Here is a 16971-nt window from a genome sequence, read left to right on the forward strand (position 1 = left end):
TTTGCTGGAGGCTGCAGAGTACTGTTTTCAACAAACTTACATTTGTCTAATATCGATTTACAAATCACAGATTTGGCGTTATCTCCACCCAATGGAAAATGCTGTAGAGTCCTTTAAAGCCAATGCCCTTAAGCTTTCTGAAGTGCTTAGGGAGCGTGGTATTGATACACCGGCACTTTCACCTTCCAGTCCATTTGTACGCGTAAGTCATGAAATCCAAACCAAAGCTATTGAGCGAACTCTGAACCAAATAAAACAGATGGAAATCGTTCCCGTTCGCCTGGAAGAGTTTGAAAAGCTGCGCATGATTTGCCGTTTTCATGGCGTGAAACCTGTTTCCACCGAGGTCTATGAACGCTTAACGAACGACATGGCTTGGGAAATATTGGATTTCGGTTTAAACCAGCTCTATAGAAATGAAACGATCTTTAAGCTCGGCAATTATTCTATCGAAGACTATGAGTCTTACACGCCGGCGGAGCTCTTTAGCCGTCCGATGTCTGTTTTAAAACCTTTGGTGGAAAAAACTTTGGAAGTTAAAGCAAGCACGAAGGTTGTGGATCTAAGCAGCATCCCCTCTTATGTGATCGAGGAAACTCAGACTCGTCTGAAATCACAATTTCGTATTACCCATTCATTCGCTTGCGCGCTGAAGTCGATTTCGACGAATGAAAACACGATGTTTGTGTTTGCATCCTATATCGAACCCATCGACCCCAGCCGCCGCGTTGCAATTATGTAGAATTAGGCCGAAGCAACCAGCTTCTGATAGCTGCATTCATTTACTGTTCTTAAGATATTAAAATACATTTCGCAGGCCTGATAGAAATTCTCGGTGGCACCAGCTTCGTTTTCTGGAGGGAATGATTTGATAGTCTTTACGGCTTTTTCAACGTGGTCAACGTCTTCAAAAGCATGGATCTTTACAAAGAGCGCTGCTTTTTCACCGTGGGCTTTTTTGACCGTTTCATACATTCTTGCGCCAACCTCGACTGAGAATGCCTCAAGCATCAGGATTTGTCCCAACAAGTGATACGGATGTTCAAACATGACTTTGAAGTATTGAGATTGATAGAATGCACTTGTCACACCAAATGGTGGGTATTGGGTGATTTTTTTACCCATGGCTTCCATGTCTTTGACGGCTACCGTGTGATGTCCTTTTTCTTCACCGATGTGAGCAAGCATTCTGCGGCCCACAGGATTATCGATTGGCAGTCTGCCTGCGCTTAAAGACATTAAACGTACCGAGTGCGAAACAAAGTGATACGTTTGCGCAAGCCAGTTTGCGTAAACTTCGGGGTTAGTGAAATCCATGGTGTTGAAATATTCTACGACAGCTCGAAACTCTTTTGATTTATGCAACTCGTTCACGTCTTGCCTGACCTTTCTTAACTAGTTCATTGGAATTAAACGTCTCTAAAACATAATTTGGAAACTTTTGACTGGTTTGAATGATCTTCGTTTTCTCGAATGTGAAAAGATCTGTGGGAACACCGTTATGGGTCACTGTCTCCAGCGCGTCCCCGCCCCACATTTTACCTAAGGAATTCATCGAGCGGTTGTTTCTCATCATCCCCAGCATCAGATCAAAACCCAGATGGACTTGATATAGGACTGACAAGCAACCAGTTAGAAATGCGGTGTTGATATTTCCGCCCTCGATGGTTCTGCGGTGGTCTTTGTGAACCGTAAAATAGGAATTCACCAAGGCTTGATCATTCCCTTGCGCAACGAAAGTTTCAAAATGCTTTTGCTGCCATGGTTGGAACCAGGAATCCTGGGTCTGGACATAGCTTTTAAGGGAAACTTCGCGCATACAATCTAAGGCGACACAGGTATCCTCTTTATAAAGCGCTACGATGTAATCCTGGCGTGTGAAATCGTTGGAGGGCATGACCATAGCTTGCCCCTTGATCGTGGAAAACTCCTCGCTCCAGGTGGTTTTAAAGGTCTCGTATGCTTGCTCATAGCGATTCGTTAGTTGAGCGTCGTTGAACCGCCCGTTTAAAACGTGAAACTCATACTGCACTAGGCGCTCCCTGTTATGCGACAAGCACAGATTAGTTTAGTAGTTTGTTATTTGTTTATAGTTATGTTGAATGCGGGTGGAAAACTGTCCTTAGAGATGGAATTGTGGTCGGCTGCAGACAAAAGGATCTAGGTCTAGATCTCATTGAGCAAAGCCGTTACATGCGTCTGGTCGCACTGTAATTGGTATTGAAATTGGGTTCAGGTCATTATCGCGTGGTAAATAGTGGTTTGTCTATGGCAAGAAAGAAGTATAGCCCAGATTGACTGTGGTTTAAGTGCTTTATAAAACTCATTTCATGCAAACAGCACAAGAGCTCCTTAAGCTGGAATTTGATAAGCGCCGCGAGAGAAATCCCAATTTCTCCTTCAGGGCCTTTGCCAGATATCTGGAAGTTATTACACTCAATATTTAAAACCGTACCACCCACATGAAAATCTGCGCAGTCTTAACATAGACAACAACTGATTTCCGGTGTCGAAATTCTAAAGCTTATTGGATTGCCATGGAGCCATAGTCATACATTTAAGAAAATCTGGTGAAGGATTTTTTAACCACTTTTTAGAAAGCTCATTACAAGCAGGCCCTCCTGCAAGAGTCGCAGCTTCCACAATCCGGCAGCAATCTGCAAGTTCCAGTTTTAAATCAACTACGTCACCCACCTTTTTTTTACACATACTACCGACATCGTAGGTTAAATAACCGCCTGTGATCGTCGTTGCAATTTTAGTTACTTTTTTTGAGATAGGCCTAACGATTGCATACTCAATAATGCAGCCATCCTGTGGAATTTCAATAGACCCGATTCGTTTCATGTTTTGGTTTACACTGCATATGGAAGATGCTGACTCAATACTAACGATTTTAAATTTTGCGGAAAATGCATTCTTTTCGTAAGGAATACATTCAGCATAAACGGCATTTGAAAATATTAAGATTAATATAAACGAATAGAAATAGGTTTTCAATCAGCTCTCCGCAACACAGGAATCTGCATTCATCGCAGATCCCTAACAATGATCATTTTGATAAAATTATAATTCTATAATGATCGAATGATCAAATTAATCTCATTCACAACAAAAGACTGGGAAACATCATATGGATCGCTAGACGAGTAACTTGCATTTGTAAATGCCTTAATCTGCGTGATTAAAGTAGTAAGGTAGGCATTAGCTCTGTTTTTATTATTTTTATCCATTTCAATCTTAGCATTCGTGGCCAGTTGACGAAGAAAATCCTTTTGCTTTTCCCTAACCAACTGAGCAGCTTCAGGTGAAAGATTCGTCCCATCTTTAAATGATGCGAGTGGGATTCTTTCTATAAGCCCCGTTATCGCCAATCCGTTCTTACTGCTAGAAATCACTTTTCTTCCAAAACTAAAAACTTCGACCTTTGCAATGCGAGAATCATCTCTGAGTCTAACAGCAAATGGAATTGATGTGCCTACAGTTTCACCTTCTGCCAAAAAGCTATTCGTAAAACTCGCTGGTATATTCTTTTGCACCACAATATTACCATTGGAATCCAAGCCCTTTACGACGAGTCCACCAACCGTCTCGCTTATCGTTTCAGTATTATTATCTATTTTATAAATATTGACGTTTGACGTTGAGCCATCTGAATTAACAATGCCGGTCAATAATACGATTCGAGTATTGATCAACGGTTGACTCAAATATCGAAACGCAAACGAATAGTTTCTATTATCCATCCATCTCAGCTGACTGTGGCTTAAATTACCATCGTAAGGACCCGTATCCGAAACTGATGTTGTATTATATACGTCGCCTGTTCTAGCATTTAATCCTTCAGTAATCTGGCCAGGCTTTTGATTGTAGAGTTCTGATTTGACGCCAAATGAATGCAATAATTCATGCGCGACAGTTGCGATTCGATTTTCCTGAACTAACATTGAACCCGGAATCGATGGATACCAGAACCCGCCGAATTGCATATAACTTGGTGGCACTACTACAATCGCTCTATCAAATCCTGATAAAAGGCGTCTAACTTCAAATTGCATGAGGTCCAGCTGCTGAGCAATTTTGGTGGTATTTTTAATGCTAGATACCTGGCCCATATTCCAGAATGATAGTGAATTATCAGATATCGGGAGGATGTCATTGTAATAATCCTGCGCACTCAAGACTCTGTCGAAATTATTCGGAGCAACCTCTGTGTTTCCATATTTTAATTTATATACAGCTGTGATCGGCGTATAGGTTTTTACGACATCCAATGTAAAACCATTCATTCCAACTTTTTCGACTTGCTCGGATGACTCAACTTCTACTTCTACAGATAAATGAAATATACCAGAATCCTTTGGGATATATGGTGCCAACACCGGGCCTCGCAGGGCATTTAATGGAATTTTATAGGCACCGCCTCCAGGGGGAAGAATATTAAAAGGAATCTTTTGAGTTCTCCATATTTCCGCATTGCCTGATTTAACTATGACACTGAAGTTACCTTCAGAGATACCTCCAGAGACCGCAACTTCCGGTTGAAAATCTAAACTTTTTCCTAAGACTGCAGTGAAACTTTTTGTCTCAGCAAAAGGCAATGGCTCATAATCAGGTAATATAAGTGCTTCACTGCTTTCAAAAATATAGTTTTGATCAAAATGTGATTTTTCGGGATTAAGAACTACCTGCGCCAAAGTTAATCCTTTGACCGATATTTTCTTATCTACTTTTCCTTCTTTCACCGGAACTCGAAGGTAGTTGTTCGAATAATTCACTTCCGTTAAATTACCAAGTGTATTGATTCCAACCTCTATCGCGGTCGGCTCGCCCTCCCACCAATCAAAACCACTGAGTGTTTGGGTAACTTCAACACTCCCCTCCCTATATAGCTTAAGTCCATCAATTAATTGCGCAGTCGAATGATCTCCGGTTGTCACAATCAATGTATAAATCGCATGATTCCAGTTTTGAATTTCATCGAAATCAAAAGCTCCAGATACCTTTGCGGTAATAGTGTAATCTTGTGGGATCGTACCGGGCTTCGGACGTTCAATTATGTATCCACCTTCCCCGTCGGGAGAAATTCCAGGCCCAGTAACTTGTATGCTATCAACTTTCAAGTCAGAAGGACGTTCTGAAAGTGCTATGTTTGCGCCAAAATATTTATATCTATAGATATAACTATATTCACATGAACTTGGCCCATCGGGACAGTGGGCGTACGTACATTGATTTTGCACTTCAAATAACGTCGGATTCCACACGTTGATGTAATTATTTTTGGAAAACGTTTGAATGGATGGATTACCACTATTATCAAACACCTCTACAGATTCGGAAGTTGTGGAGCCAAATTGCCCATATAAAGGCATAAAACTGATGTAGTATTGACCGTTCGATTTCTTGCCAGCATATGCTGTTACAATCCCATCAGCTCTTACCAACTGGCCACCATTACTAGATGGTGTACAATAGTTTTTTACATCAACGCTCACTCTGTAGTCGGCGGTAACTGCGACATTTTCAACTCCCAAAAATTCTGCACCAGGGAAGTTGTGAACCTGAAAAATCGGATTATAGCCATATGAGTACTGAGCTCTCGCGACTGAAATTGACAGCAGGGAAAATATAAATAAGATGATAGAGCAATTAGATAACTTAGGCACAAATTCCTCCAACGTACATTCGACAAACTAAAGTCGTGGTTATTTATCGGAGAAAACAACTGCCTATTTAGACCGTTCCCAAAGATCAGATTCCCCATCTCATATTCAGACGGATACATTACAAAATGTGCTCGCCACAAATCGACTCACCCAAAGGTGGAGTTAGTTATGTAGGAGATCTCGTAAGTTCTATTTCAGAAAAATCTAGAAAGGCTTGAAAAAGAAAAACCCCGATATTGCTATCGGGGTTTTAAAAATTTATCCAAAAAAATTGGAGCGGGAGACGGGGCTCAAACCCGCGACCTATGCCTTGGCAAGGCATCGCTCTATCAACTGAGCTACTCCCGCGCTCAAAGAGAAGCCAAAATTACAGTTGCCACTGTTGGTTGTCAACGGCTAAAACTAAAAAAATGAAAGCAATTTTGATGAGCCGCGCGAAAAAATGGATGATTTTAGCCCTTATAGGCTGTTCTGCTTATTTTGTGGGCTACATTTGGGGGAAGGGCATACAAAAGGCGCCCATCACGACGCCTCCGACCCTACAAACGCCGGCTCAGACTCCCCGATAATCCGAAAATTTCCCTAATATCCTTGAGGCTGCTTAGCTTCGGCTTTGGTTTTTTGGTCTTCTTTGATCTTTTGATTTACGTCCTCGCGATTTTCCTGAACGCGATTTCTTTGCAACATGGTTTTTTTGCCGTGTATTTCGGCCGTAGGCGCGCCTTCCTTCATCTTGGTGTTCAGGTCAGCCTTATCCTTTTCAACCATCTGACGGGCTTCTGTGCGCTCTTTAGATTCATTGGCACGAGGAGGTGGTGTATCTCTTTGTGAATCGAGTGTTACTTGGGCGAATGCCAGGCCTGAAAATAGGCTCAAAGCGATGATGGCGTGAAAATTCATAAGTCCTCCTGTCGCCAGACTTAAAACAGCATAGCGACAGCGAAGGACTTAAGCAGTTTGTTTATTTACAAGCGATCTCTTTGCTTTCCAAAGCACCGGAGATGTCGTTGATGCTCACCGTGATCTTACAAGAACGGAACATCTCCACACGGTCGACAACCACTTGATATTTACCGGAAGCATCGCCGTCGTATTTCAAGTGAGAGACATAAGACACATTGTACTTAGGAAGGTAATTCATGCGCGTGGAAACCTGGATATCGGCTTCAGCACCGATCACGCGAGCGTGAACGATGGCTACGTTTTTAGCCTGCTCCTTGGACATCGCTTGAGTTTGAGTCAGCATACCGGCTTGGGAAACGGATACTGTCAAAGAAATTGCCAGCATACTCAAAGTCGTCATCATTTTTTTCATAGAAACTCCCTTATTCCGATTTAAACATTTGTAAATCTATATAAGGGACATAATGCAATTCGAGTGCTTAGCTTCGGGGTAACTTTGGAAACTAAAGGAACACTAAGATACCCACTCTAAAAACTAAAACCGCAGCAAGTTGGATCCAGGTATGTTTACTAAAATTCATTTTTACTTAGAGAGCGGAAATCGACCGCAGCTGTTCGGCTTTTTCGTTAATATTGCTCTTTAAAGCCATCTTCTGCTTATCCGTCAGATTTGTCATCACCTGTGTGATCAGCTTTTGCAGATTTTCCTGATACGCCTGATTCGCTACACGAAATTCCGGCATATCGAATTTCTCTGCCGAAGTCGTGTACTCACGAACGAACTTTTTCATTTCATCCATCGAGTTTTGATGGGTTACGAACTCAGCAAAAATATAGGCCTTGTTTTTAGCTTTAAGCTCTGCGGGATACGGAGACGCCTTCACACTTTCTTCGATCATTTGCTTTTGTTCTTTGGTCAAGGACCCCAAAAACATCTCAAAGATATCTTCATACTTACTGCAATAGTCCTTTTGAAGCTTCGTTACGTTCTGAGCTTTCTCAATATCTTCCTGATTCTTTTTCGCGAAAGACTTTTTGAAATATTCAATTTGTTTTGGCTGAGTGGTCGCAATGAAGTCCACCGCGGTTGTGGCAAAGTGGGCATTGATCTGTTCGATGTCTTTAAAGAAGGACCCGAAATAGTCTGCAACCTTGGCGTCATTTAAAGTGCCTTGATCGATGTCATTTTGAATCTTATCAATGCGCTCCATCCATTGCGGCAGCAGCGTGGTTTTCATCAAGCCCAGATCTTTCTTGATGTCTTTTTTTAGCGCTTTACTTTGTTCCGAGGAGATATCGAAATAGTCGTCCACTTTAGAAGCAATATAAGTATCGGCCCAGCGATACGCGATATCCAAACGACTGCAACCAGATAACAGCATCACACCGAGCAACAAAAACAGTATTGTATTCTTCATGCAACCTCTTCCAACAAGGCTATCAAAACCTTGCTGGCAGCGGTTAACAGAGTGAGGACACCCGACTTTCGCTCTAGGCAAAGTGTCGGATGTTCATATTTATAGCCCGACTTTAGAGATGACTGCGGTAATCAGCGTCGGGTCTTTGCATTTCTTCTTCCTCTTCTTTAGCAGAAAAAGATCCTGGCAATTTATCCGCCAACACATCAAAGCGCTCCACAATCGGTGGACGAGCCAACAGATCCGAGGCGCGGGAAATCAAGCTTGAGGCAACTTTACCTTCTAAATGCGCACGACGGCCGTACTCATCCGGAAAGGCATCAAAGATCGCAAAGGCGGAGGGTCCGATACGACAGGCAAACCAGGCTGTGGTATTCACTTCTTCTTTCACCAGGGGTAAAGCGTCTCTTAAAAAGTTCTCCAGTTCAAATTCCCGCCCCGGCTTTGCTTCCAAACGAATGTACAGACCCAACGTTGTCATGGGGACCTCCGATAATTCACGATACTTTTTCTGGGAAGTGTCTCCAACTGAAACGATCATGTTTCTAATCAGAAAAAAATCGACTTTTTCCAGATTCTCCCTTCTTAAGTCCAGAGAAACTCCGATAGGTACCTCATCGTTCCCCTAAAAAGGAACTCACCAAGGAGTTCAGAATGTTAAAGTTCACAGCAAAGATGACACTAGTCGTAGCAATGTTAGGAATGGGCGCTTGCGCTTACTCTCCTGTAAATGAAGAACCCCGCTCTCCGTCGAGCTATACTGAAGAAAAAGCAGAGACTCCGCGCCCATGGCATTTTCCTTATATCCAAAAAGGAACTTCCCGCGCAGCAGCTTATTACTAATTGAAGTATAAAACTAGATTGTGCATAGACCGGCTGATCGAAAGACGCCGGTCTTTTTATTTACAGCTATCGACAAAACTCCGCCCTGTCTCAGTTTGAGACATCCCACAAATCCCCGCCTCCACTTTAATCAGTTTTAAAACGCCGCGAGCTGGTATCAATTTTGAACTTAAAGTTGCCATGGGAATTTTGCGTTTATTATTTGCAGTACTTCTGTGGACCGTTATTAATTCATCTGTCGCCTTCGCCGGCGGAGAAGTCACCCTTTATCAATGGTTGCCGACGGGGCACTTTGCAGCTCCCTTTATTCTTCCAGTAAAATCCGGTGAAACACCGGAAGCGGCAGCGGAACGCTATCTTTCAAATTTGGAAAAACATCCTGATCTGATGGAGCTTTTCCAAGGCCAGCGCCCGCAAATGTCTGCGCGAAATCTCACTCCTCTGGATGAGGCCCGTGAAAAACGTGCCCTCTTGATTGCAAACTTACCAAAAGACTACGGAATGAATTCCCAACGCGTGAACAGCTTTAAGCGTATTTTTAAGGACGGCGGTCACATCAGTTACATTTTGCCTATCAATGCAAACTTAGGACTGACAGTGGATGAAACCCGCAGTCTTTTCACGAAAATTTCGGAAAGCTTTCCGATGATGGTGGCAATGGGTGGAGACGACGTCGACCCGGCTCAATACAAAAAAGAAAACATGCATGCACGAAACATCATTCCCACACGAGATCAGTTCGAGGTCTCATTGATTAAGAATTATGTTGCAAGCGAAAAAGGCTTTTTCCTGGGAGTGTGTCGCGGATCACAGATCGCTTCGGTGGCCTTAGGCTATAAACTTGTGCAAGACGTTCCTGTGCAAGTGGGACCAGAACTTCCCCATGGAAATGACTGGCATGACATTGAAGTTAAAAAAACCACCAACGGAATTTTGTCTGCTCTTTTACCGGAAGGTTCGAACAAGTTAACGGTGAATTCGCTGCATCACCAAGCGGTGCAATTCAAACCCGGTGGTCCTTTGGAACTTGCAGCCACAGCCGCTGACGGAGTCACTGAAGCGACAGAGTTTAAGAATGGTCGAGGTATTTTGCTGCAATTCCATCCGGAACTTATGGATAACGAATTAGGCAATAAGATCCTGTGGAAAATTCTCCAACAAAAGTCGAAAGTCATGCCTGCAAGCTGTTCCAAGGTCTTTTAGCTTAAGGTCCAAATTTCCGCTTAAAATTTGAACAGACTCACAAATATGCCGATCTCCTACTTACATCTTCAAAAGGTAGGACGTTATGAATATCGGCTTTTGGATGACAGCGCTTGTACTTTCATCTTCTGTAGCAACCACGGTTGCACATGCACAAACTGTTGAAATCAAATGGGCTGGCAGCGAGCATCTTTCCTTAGGTGAAAGTGGTGCCTTTGCGGCTTGCCGTCAACTAGGCATCAGTAAAACAGATTGCCCGGTTACGGATCTTCCCCGTGGTGATAAAAAAATCTCTTTCCGGTACGGCGAGATTTTGATGTCCGCTGACTTTTACAACAGTCCTGATGAATTTTATTCGGACCGTCGCAAAGGTATCAAGCACGTGATCAAATGCACGCATGATGAAATTCATGGCGATAAACCTAAAACTTGCAACAACATCGCAACGTTTTTCTCGATGCCAAAATATCTGGGTGTGGTTACTAAAAACTACAACCATTTCGGCTGGTATAACATGAAAGACTATGTGAAGTATCATCAACAAGCGATTGATAAAGCCCTTAAGTCCTACGCTTTAAAAGATTCCAATCCAGAAAAAAGTCTGCTGCTTTATCAACAAGCGATGATCGCTAACGCCTATGCGGATCACTATCTGACGGATGCTTTTGCTTCGGGTCACGTCCGCGTTCCTCGTGTGCAGGTTGTGGAATGGGCTAAAGCAAATCTTGAAGGATTTCTTAAAAAGAACCGTGGTGATTTGATTACAATGCTTTTGCACGACAACGAAAGCAAGAATTTGAAAACTGGTGTTGAAGAAGCCTTCCCGGTTTCCAATGCCTATGGTGATGAATGGGAAACTCGGGGTGATGGACATTTGCAAATTGATGAAAATCCACTCGACCCGGTTCGTCTGCATCCAGAACACGCCGTGCGTGAGTCTGTGAAAGAAGTTTTGGTGGCGGCTCTTTACGGTGTTGAACCAAAAGGTATTTTCTCGGCCACTTGGATGGTCCCATTCAGTCAGGACATCCCGTTCTATCAAAAATTCACGGCCGCTCATCAACAAATGACTGAAATGGATTTCGTAAATTCGTTCTTTAGAAAACAGCCTTTGATTAAAGCCACTCATGTCGCGCGCTATGATTTAGGCCGCTGCCTTAAAGCAATGCCTGATATTTTCGCCGAATTCCGTAAAGCAGTTCGTAAAGATATTCAAACAACTCCAGAGCTTTCTCGCCGTCTGCCGGCGCGCTATTTGGAAGCTTTCAGCAACGTCAACTAACACCCCAGCAGCACTTTGTTGCGTTGGCTCATGACTCCCTGGATGCTATGGGTTAAATCCATAGCATCTTCGTGAGCATCTGCCTTTTGTGGGGGAATTATTAAAAAGCACATCATTCTTGCATCTTTGGTATCGGCAGCCCTGGCTATTACATTGGTTCTTGCATTGAAATGGTACCAAAATCGCCAGCCTGAGCTGGGTGGAGATTTCCAGGCAAACTATAACGGCTCATCTTGGAAATTTTCTGACGATCCTAAAAAATTGAACCTTCTGTATTTCGGCTATGCGAAATGCCCTGACGTCTGCCCGATGGCTTTAACTTATACCAGCCAGGCTTTTAGATCTTTGACGGAAGATCAAAAGAAAAACATCCGCTTGATCTTTGTAAGCGTTGATGTCGATCACGACACGCCAGCTAACGTGGCCGTTTATGCTCAGAACTTTGATCCAAGCTTTATCGGCCTCAGTGGTACGAAGCAAAACATTGATACCGCGGTTAAAACCTTCGCGGCGAGCTATATCGAGGAAAAAGACGCCAAGTCCTATCTGGGATATTCGATCTCGCACACGGACCGCATTTATTTTCTGAACAAGAATGGTATTGTGCTTGATACATTACCAAATCCGCGTTCAGCTGATTCTATTGTACAAAAAATTAAGGAGAACCTATGAAGTCTATGATTCTTTCTGCAGTAATGGTTTTAGTTTCTTCTGCGGCGTTGGCAGCAGACATCGAATTTTCCAATCCCCACGTGTTTGTCCCGCTAAAGGGCACAAACACAACAGCGGGCTTTGGCACAATCAAAAACACGACAAAATCTGAAGTCGTGGTAAAAGTAGTTTCCGCAACTCCATTTAAAGCTGTTGAGCTTCATGAGTCGTCTGAAAAAAACGGCCGCATGACGATGTCTAAAATGGAAACGATCAAAATTGCAGCTGGTCAAACATTCGAGCTAAAACCTGGCGGCAACCACATCATGCTTTTCGATGCGACAAAACCTGTTGAAGAAAAACAAACTGTGGCAATCAAATTGCTTGTGAACGACAAAGAGCAAACTGTGAACTTCCCAGTGGTAACTCGTTTGTCTAAAGAAACAAAAACTGAAGACAAAAAAGAAGAACACCACCATCACTAAAATGTGATCTAACAAAAGGTACGGCCTTACTTTCTCCAAGTACCCTTGGAGAAAGTAAGGCCGTACCTTTTAGAGAGTGGTTTTGAAGCGATGCCAGCTGTAGCCGATGGCGGCAACAGCCATTGCCGCTAAAATCGAAACGTCGAATAAAATGAGATTTGCATCCCCGCCTTTTAGCATGATGTTTCTTAAAAGATCGATGTAATAAGTGATTGGATTTACGTATGAAAACATGCGCATAGCCCAGGGCATGTTTTCGACCGGGAAAGCAAGACCTGATAGCAGCATTGCTGGCAGCAGGAAAAGAAATCCCCCCATCATGGACTGCTGTTGATTTTTGGCCAAAGTCGAAATCATCAGACCGATACCCACCGTGCAGCAGACAAACATGAATGAGGCAAACATCAAGACCAGCAAACTTCCCCGCATGGGAAGTCCAAAGACGAAAACAGCTACAGCCAAAATCAGCGGAATATTACTCATCCCCAAAATCACATAGGGTACCGTCTTACCCATAATGACTTCTTCTGGTTTTACGGGGGCCGCAATCAGAGTTTCAAAGGTGCCGAGTTCTTTTTCCTTCGTAATAGACATACTGGTTAAAAGAATGGTGATCAAACACACCAACATACTCATGACACCTGGAACCAGAAACAAAGCCGTGCGCATCGCAGGGTTGTAAAGAACCCTCACATCAAACTCCAAGGGAATTTTTAAACGCTCCGTTTGCTTCATTTGTAAAACGGCATTCACATAACGTTCAATACTTTGTCCACGAGTGGCATTGGTGGCGTTAATCAAAAGCTGAACTTTCCCCTCGCCCCGTCCGATACTGCGATCTAAGCCTCCTGGTGGCGCCACCAGGACCGCATCGGCCTCGCCCCCTTGCACTTGAGTGTATGGATCTGACGAACTCACCTGGGCCGGAATAAACCATCCTGAGGCAATGCAGTCCCGATACAAATTCATGAGCGAAGAATCTGTGGGAGCACCGAACACACTAAGTCTTATGTTACGCGCCTCCGTCGATAAAGCCGTCGCAAAAATAGTGAGCTGAATGCAAGGAGCCACGAAAAGTAAAATGCGCATGCGTGGATCGCGCAAAGTCTGCAGCATTTCTTTTTTCATAAAGCCCCACAGAGTTTTCACGGCTCGACATCCTTTTTAAATTTCCGCGTCGCCACCGTCAGCATCACTAGCAACAACAAGCAGAGCATTGCAAACGAAGGAAGAATCTGCATGAATCCCGCACCCTGTAAAAACAATTCCCTGCTAATTTCAATAAACCAGCGCGCCGGCAGGATCATCGTAAAGTAATAGAAAAAAGGTGGCATATGTTCCGCGGGAAAAATAAATCCCGACAAAAGCATCGAAGGCAAAAGTCCTGATAACATCGCAAACTGCATACTCAGCTGCTGACTGCGAGTTAAGACGGAAATAAGTAAACCTTGCGCCAAATAAGTACACAGAAAAACTAAAGCCGAAAGCATGTACAAAATAAAGCTGCCGCGAAAGGGCACCCGAAAAATCACCTTCGACATCATAAAGACAAATAAAACTGAACCCACACCCATCACCGCATAAGGCAGAAGTTTGCCCACGATGATTTCTAAAGGTCTAACCGGCGTACCAAGTAGCAATTCCATCGAACCATTTTCCCACTCGCGGGCCACGGTTAAGGCTGTCAGCAAAATGGATAAGATCGCAATAATAACCGCGGCAAGCCCCGGCACCACGAACCACTGACTGTTCAATTCTGGATTAAACAAAAAACGAGATTGAATCTCAACTTTTTGGCGCAGCTCAATATCAGGAAATTCGCGACTCAGAGCGAGCTTTTGCACACCTCCTAAATATCCAATCACCGATGCCGCCGAGGAATTATCGGCCCCATCAATCAGAATTTGCACTGAGGATTGCCGCGTGGGAGTGAGATCACGCGCAAATTCAGGTTTAATGATAAGCGCGGTCTTGGCCCGTCCACCATCCAAGGCTTCGATCGCATGGGCGGGACTAAAAACATAGCGAGGAACAAAATATTTGGAGCTAATGAAAGAATCGATCAAAATCCGGGACTCGGCGGTCTTACTGCCATCAAAAATCGCCAAGGGGATTTTATCCATGTTAAATTCAATGGCGAAACCAAAAAACAAAACCATCACAATCGGCATAAAGATCGCAACCGCAAGTGTGAACGGATCGCGCACGATCTGAAAGATTTCTTTTCTGGTGACAGCCCAAATGGATCCTTGCATCAGCTGATCCCTTCGACCTGAGTGATAAAGACATCTTCCAAAGTGACTTTCTTTGGGTTCTTATGGGGAAAGGAATGTTTTTTCAGATTCAACGGGGAATCCAGCGCAATCAACTCCCCGTCCTTCATCAACGCGATTCTTCCGCACTGTTCAGCTTCATCCATATAGTGAGTGGTCACAAAGACCGTCTTGCCACTGGCAGCAAGATCCCTGATCAATCCCCAAAAGCGCTGACGAAATGCAGGACTGACACCGGCTGTTGGTTCGTCCAAGAAAACCACCTGCGGGTCATGCAGGACCGAGGCAATAAGGCTGACCTGTTGTTTGATACCGCCCGGCAAATCGCGTACCATGGTTTTTTCGCTGCGCTGGAATTTAATGAATTCCAAAAGTTTTTGTTTTTGTTCTTTGAATTTCGCTTCATCGATTTTTCGTAAAGCGGCCGTAAACGCCAAATTCTCACCGACCGTCATATCGTCGTACAGAGTGAATTTTTGCGACATATAGCCAACTTGCTTTTTAACCGCGATGGAATCCATGCGCACATCGATTGCACAGACGTGGGCTTCACCTTCAGAGGGGATCAATAGTCCACATAAAACCCGGATCGTTGTGGTCTTACCCGCACCATTTGCACCTAAGAATCCAAAAATCTCCCCGGCCTCCACCGCAAAAGAAACATTCTTAACCGCATAAAAATCACCAAACTTAACTGAAAGATTTTTTACTTCCACTGATTTCATGGCGTGGCCTCAAAGGATGCCAACGAAGAATCATAGCGTAAAAAGACTTCATCAAAGGTGTGGCAATGTTCTTTTTTTAGAATCTCCTCAGGCTCTCCTTCCAACAAGGTCTGGCCATCAAATAACAGATGCACATTTTCACACTTAAGTGCCTCGTCCATATACGACGTCGTCACAAGGATCGTGATCTTTTCCTGCTCGCGCAGTTCATACAATAGCTTCCAAAAATCACGACGGCTTAAAGGATCGACACCATTCGTAGGCTCATCTAAAAATAAAACTTGTGGTGAGGCGAGCAAGGCACAAACCAGACCGAGCTTTTTATACATACCACCCGATAACTGCGAAGCCAGTCGTTCCTGAAAGCGCTCCAGGCGGGTCATCTCTAAAAGCTTACGGCTGCGCTCTTGAAAGTCCTCTTCTTTTAAACCATAGAGCGTTTTAAAAAACTCCAGATGCTCGTGAATACTAAGCTCGCCATACAGACTTTGCGTTTGGGGCATGTAAGCAAGTTGACGACGGATTTTATCAAAAGCAACAACCTGCCCCTGTTGCAAGTATTCGATTCGCCCCTGATCTGCCTTTAAAAGTCCCATCAAGTGACGCATTAAAGTTGTTTTGCCAGCCCCCTCGGGTCCGATAATTCCATGAACCAAGCCATCTGCGAACTCCATATTCAGTCCTTTGAGGGCTTGGACCTTTTTCATTTTTTTATGAAGATCTTGGACTTTTATTTCCATTCCAGAGTCATTCCGGGCTTAAGAATCCCCTCTTTGTTGGCGAAGCGGATCTTAACCCCAAACACTAAGCGCGTGCGCTCATCGCGGGTTTGGACATTCTTAGGAGTAAATTCTGCATCGGGATTTATGAATTCAATCACACCGGGAAACTTTTTATCGTCCATTTCAGGCAGCGTGACTTCGACCTGTTGATTAATTTTTATGGAAGCAATTTCATCATGGGGTAAATAGAAGTAAGCATAGACCTCTTCCAGATTTCCGATGGTCACAAGCTTTGCGCCCGGATTAACCATCTCGCCTTCTTCAAAATATTTGGTCAGAACAGTGCCTTTGAGCGGAGACACCACCTCACACCAACCCACGCGGGTTTCCAGGTCATCTTTTTTACTGCGAACTTGATCGTAAGACTCCGCGGAAATATTTCCGCTCTTGAAGAGACTCGCACTCCGACGGTAAGTGGATTTCGCAAGCTCATAGCTGATTTTTATATCTTCGCAAGAAAGGGAAACCAGCTTCTGCCCTTTTTCCACGATCATGCCTTCTTTAACGGGCAAGTGACTGATGACAGCTTGAACTCGCAGGGGCACGTCCACTTTGGTGACTTCAATGGTGCCGGCATAACGAAAGCTCGTGCGAAATAAATATTGGCGAACCAGGAAAGCGACCAGAATCAGAACGACGATGATGACGACGGGAACGATCTTCTTTTTGTTCATGCTTAAAAGGCTAGCACCAAACTAAGCAAACACAATCGTGAAAATAAAAAAAGCCGATGTTAC

The 16971-nt window shown here is 43.8% G+C and carries 19 protein-coding genes and 1 tRNA gene; 6 read left to right on the forward strand and 14 right to left on the reverse strand.

Going from position 1 to position 16971, the window contains the following annotated elements; all coding sequences use genetic code 11:
* Positions 1-91: 91 nt before the first annotated feature.
* A complete protein-coding gene (locus tag HW988_RS10160) occupies positions 92-742 on the forward strand; it encodes a hypothetical protein (RefSeq protein ID WP_181604181.1) in 651 nt (216 codons plus the stop codon).
* Positions 743-744: 2 nt separating this feature from the next.
* On the opposite strand, the gene HW988_RS10165 is transcribed toward HW988_RS10160, so the two are convergent.
* The 9 genes from HW988_RS10165 to HW988_RS10205 all read right to left on the reverse strand — a co-directional run bounded on the left by HW988_RS10165 (position 745) and on the right by HW988_RS10205 (position 8471).
* Positions 745-1317 carry an iron-containing redox enzyme family protein gene (locus HW988_RS10165; RefSeq protein ID WP_181604182.1) on the reverse strand — a complete coding sequence of 191 codons (573 nt, stop codon included), beginning with the start codon at positions 1315-1317 and terminating at the stop codon, positions 745-747.
* A gap of 40 nt (positions 1318-1357) precedes the next feature.
* Positions 1358-2032, reverse strand: a complete 675-nt coding sequence (locus tag HW988_RS10170; protein WP_181604183.1) for a hypothetical protein — start codon at positions 2030-2032, stop codon at positions 1358-1360.
* Between the two features lie 485 nt (positions 2033-2517).
* The gene (locus tag HW988_RS10175) at positions 2518-3000 is read right to left on the reverse strand and encodes a hypothetical protein (protein ID WP_181604184.1); all 483 of its coding nucleotides are present in this window, start codon (positions 2998-3000) and stop codon (positions 2518-2520) included.
* A gap of 74 nt (positions 3001-3074) precedes the next feature.
* Complete coding sequence (locus tag HW988_RS10180) at positions 3075-5669, reverse strand: hypothetical protein (protein WP_181604185.1); 2595 nt, start codon at positions 5667-5669, stop codon at positions 3075-3077.
* Between the two features lie 272 nt (positions 5670-5941).
* Positions 5942-6017: transfer RNA gene (locus HW988_RS10185), tRNA-Gly, on the reverse strand.
* 234 nt (positions 6018-6251) lie between these two features.
* The gene (locus HW988_RS10190; protein ID WP_181604186.1) at positions 6252-6569 is read right to left on the reverse strand and encodes a hypothetical protein; all 318 of its coding nucleotides are present in this window, start codon (positions 6567-6569) and stop codon (positions 6252-6254) included.
* A gap of 61 nt (positions 6570-6630) precedes the next feature.
* The gene (locus tag HW988_RS10195) at positions 6631-6984 is read right to left on the reverse strand and encodes a hypothetical protein (protein ID WP_181604187.1); all 354 of its coding nucleotides are present in this window, start codon (positions 6982-6984) and stop codon (positions 6631-6633) included.
* A gap of 175 nt (positions 6985-7159) precedes the next feature.
* A complete protein-coding gene (locus HW988_RS10200) occupies positions 7160-7990 on the reverse strand; it encodes a DUF6279 family lipoprotein (protein WP_181604188.1) in 831 nt (276 codons plus the stop codon).
* 112 nt (positions 7991-8102) lie between these two features.
* Complete coding sequence (locus tag HW988_RS10205) at positions 8103-8471, reverse strand: putative quinol monooxygenase (protein WP_220128724.1); 369 nt, start codon at positions 8469-8471, stop codon at positions 8103-8105.
* 173 nt (positions 8472-8644) lie between these two features.
* On the opposite strand from HW988_RS10205, the gene HW988_RS10210 reads away from it, so the two are divergent.
* The 5 genes from HW988_RS10210 (at position 8645) to HW988_RS10230 (ending at position 12454) form a co-directional block, all read left to right on the forward strand.
* Complete coding sequence (locus HW988_RS10210; RefSeq protein ID WP_142700384.1) at positions 8645-8833, forward strand: hypothetical protein; 189 nt, start codon at positions 8645-8647, stop codon at positions 8831-8833.
* Between the two features lie 180 nt (positions 8834-9013).
* Positions 9014-10036 (forward strand): gamma-glutamyl-gamma-aminobutyrate hydrolase family protein, encoded by a 1023-nt coding sequence (locus HW988_RS10215; protein ID WP_181604189.1) that lies wholly within the window; start codon positions 9014-9016, stop codon positions 10034-10036.
* Between the two features lie 85 nt (positions 10037-10121).
* Positions 10122-11318, forward strand: coding sequence for a hypothetical protein (locus HW988_RS10220; protein WP_181604190.1), 1197 nt, complete (start codon positions 10122-10124; stop codon positions 11316-11318).
* Between the two features lie 153 nt (positions 11319-11471).
* Complete coding sequence (locus HW988_RS10225; protein ID WP_255489928.1) at positions 11472-11990, forward strand: SCO family protein; 519 nt, start codon at positions 11472-11474, stop codon at positions 11988-11990.
* Positions 11987-12454 carry a copper chaperone PCu(A)C gene (locus HW988_RS10230; RefSeq protein ID WP_181604191.1) on the forward strand — a complete coding sequence of 156 codons (468 nt, stop codon included), beginning with the start codon at positions 11987-11989 and terminating at the stop codon, positions 12452-12454. The genes HW988_RS10225 and HW988_RS10230 overlap by 4 nt, the downstream gene beginning before the upstream one ends.
* Positions 12455-12523: 69 nt before the next feature.
* On the opposite strand, the gene HW988_RS10235 is transcribed toward HW988_RS10230, so the two are convergent.
* The 5 genes from HW988_RS10235 to HW988_RS10255 are packed head-to-tail and all read right to left on the reverse strand — an operon-like array spanning position 12524 to position 16908.
* On the reverse strand, positions 12524-13603 hold the full coding sequence (locus HW988_RS10235; protein WP_181604192.1) for an ABC transporter permease: 1080 nt from the start codon (positions 13601-13603) through the stop codon (positions 12524-12526).
* Entirely contained in the window at positions 13600-14709 is a 1110-nt protein-coding gene (locus tag HW988_RS10240; RefSeq protein ID WP_255489929.1) for an ABC transporter permease, read from the reverse strand. Before HW988_RS10240 ends, HW988_RS10235 begins: the two co-directional genes overlap by 4 nt.
* Complete coding sequence (locus HW988_RS10245; RefSeq protein ID WP_181604193.1) at positions 14709-15452, reverse strand: ABC transporter ATP-binding protein; 744 nt, start codon at positions 15450-15452, stop codon at positions 14709-14711. Before HW988_RS10245 ends, HW988_RS10240 begins: the two co-directional genes overlap by 1 nt.
* Positions 15449-16192 carry an ABC transporter ATP-binding protein gene (locus HW988_RS10250; RefSeq protein ID WP_181604194.1) on the reverse strand — a complete coding sequence of 248 codons (744 nt, stop codon included), beginning with the start codon at positions 16190-16192 and terminating at the stop codon, positions 15449-15451. Before HW988_RS10250 ends, HW988_RS10245 begins: the two co-directional genes overlap by 4 nt.
* Entirely contained in the window at positions 16183-16908 is a 726-nt protein-coding gene (locus tag HW988_RS10255) for an efflux RND transporter periplasmic adaptor subunit (RefSeq protein WP_181604195.1), read from the reverse strand. The genes HW988_RS10250 and HW988_RS10255 overlap by 10 nt, the downstream gene beginning before the upstream one ends.
* Between the last annotated feature and the right edge of the window lie 63 nt (positions 16909-16971).

It is taken from the genome of Bdellovibrio sp. KM01 (genome assembly GCF_013752535.1).
Lineage (GTDB): Bacteria > Bdellovibrionota > Bdellovibrionia > Bdellovibrionales > Bdellovibrionaceae > Bdellovibrio.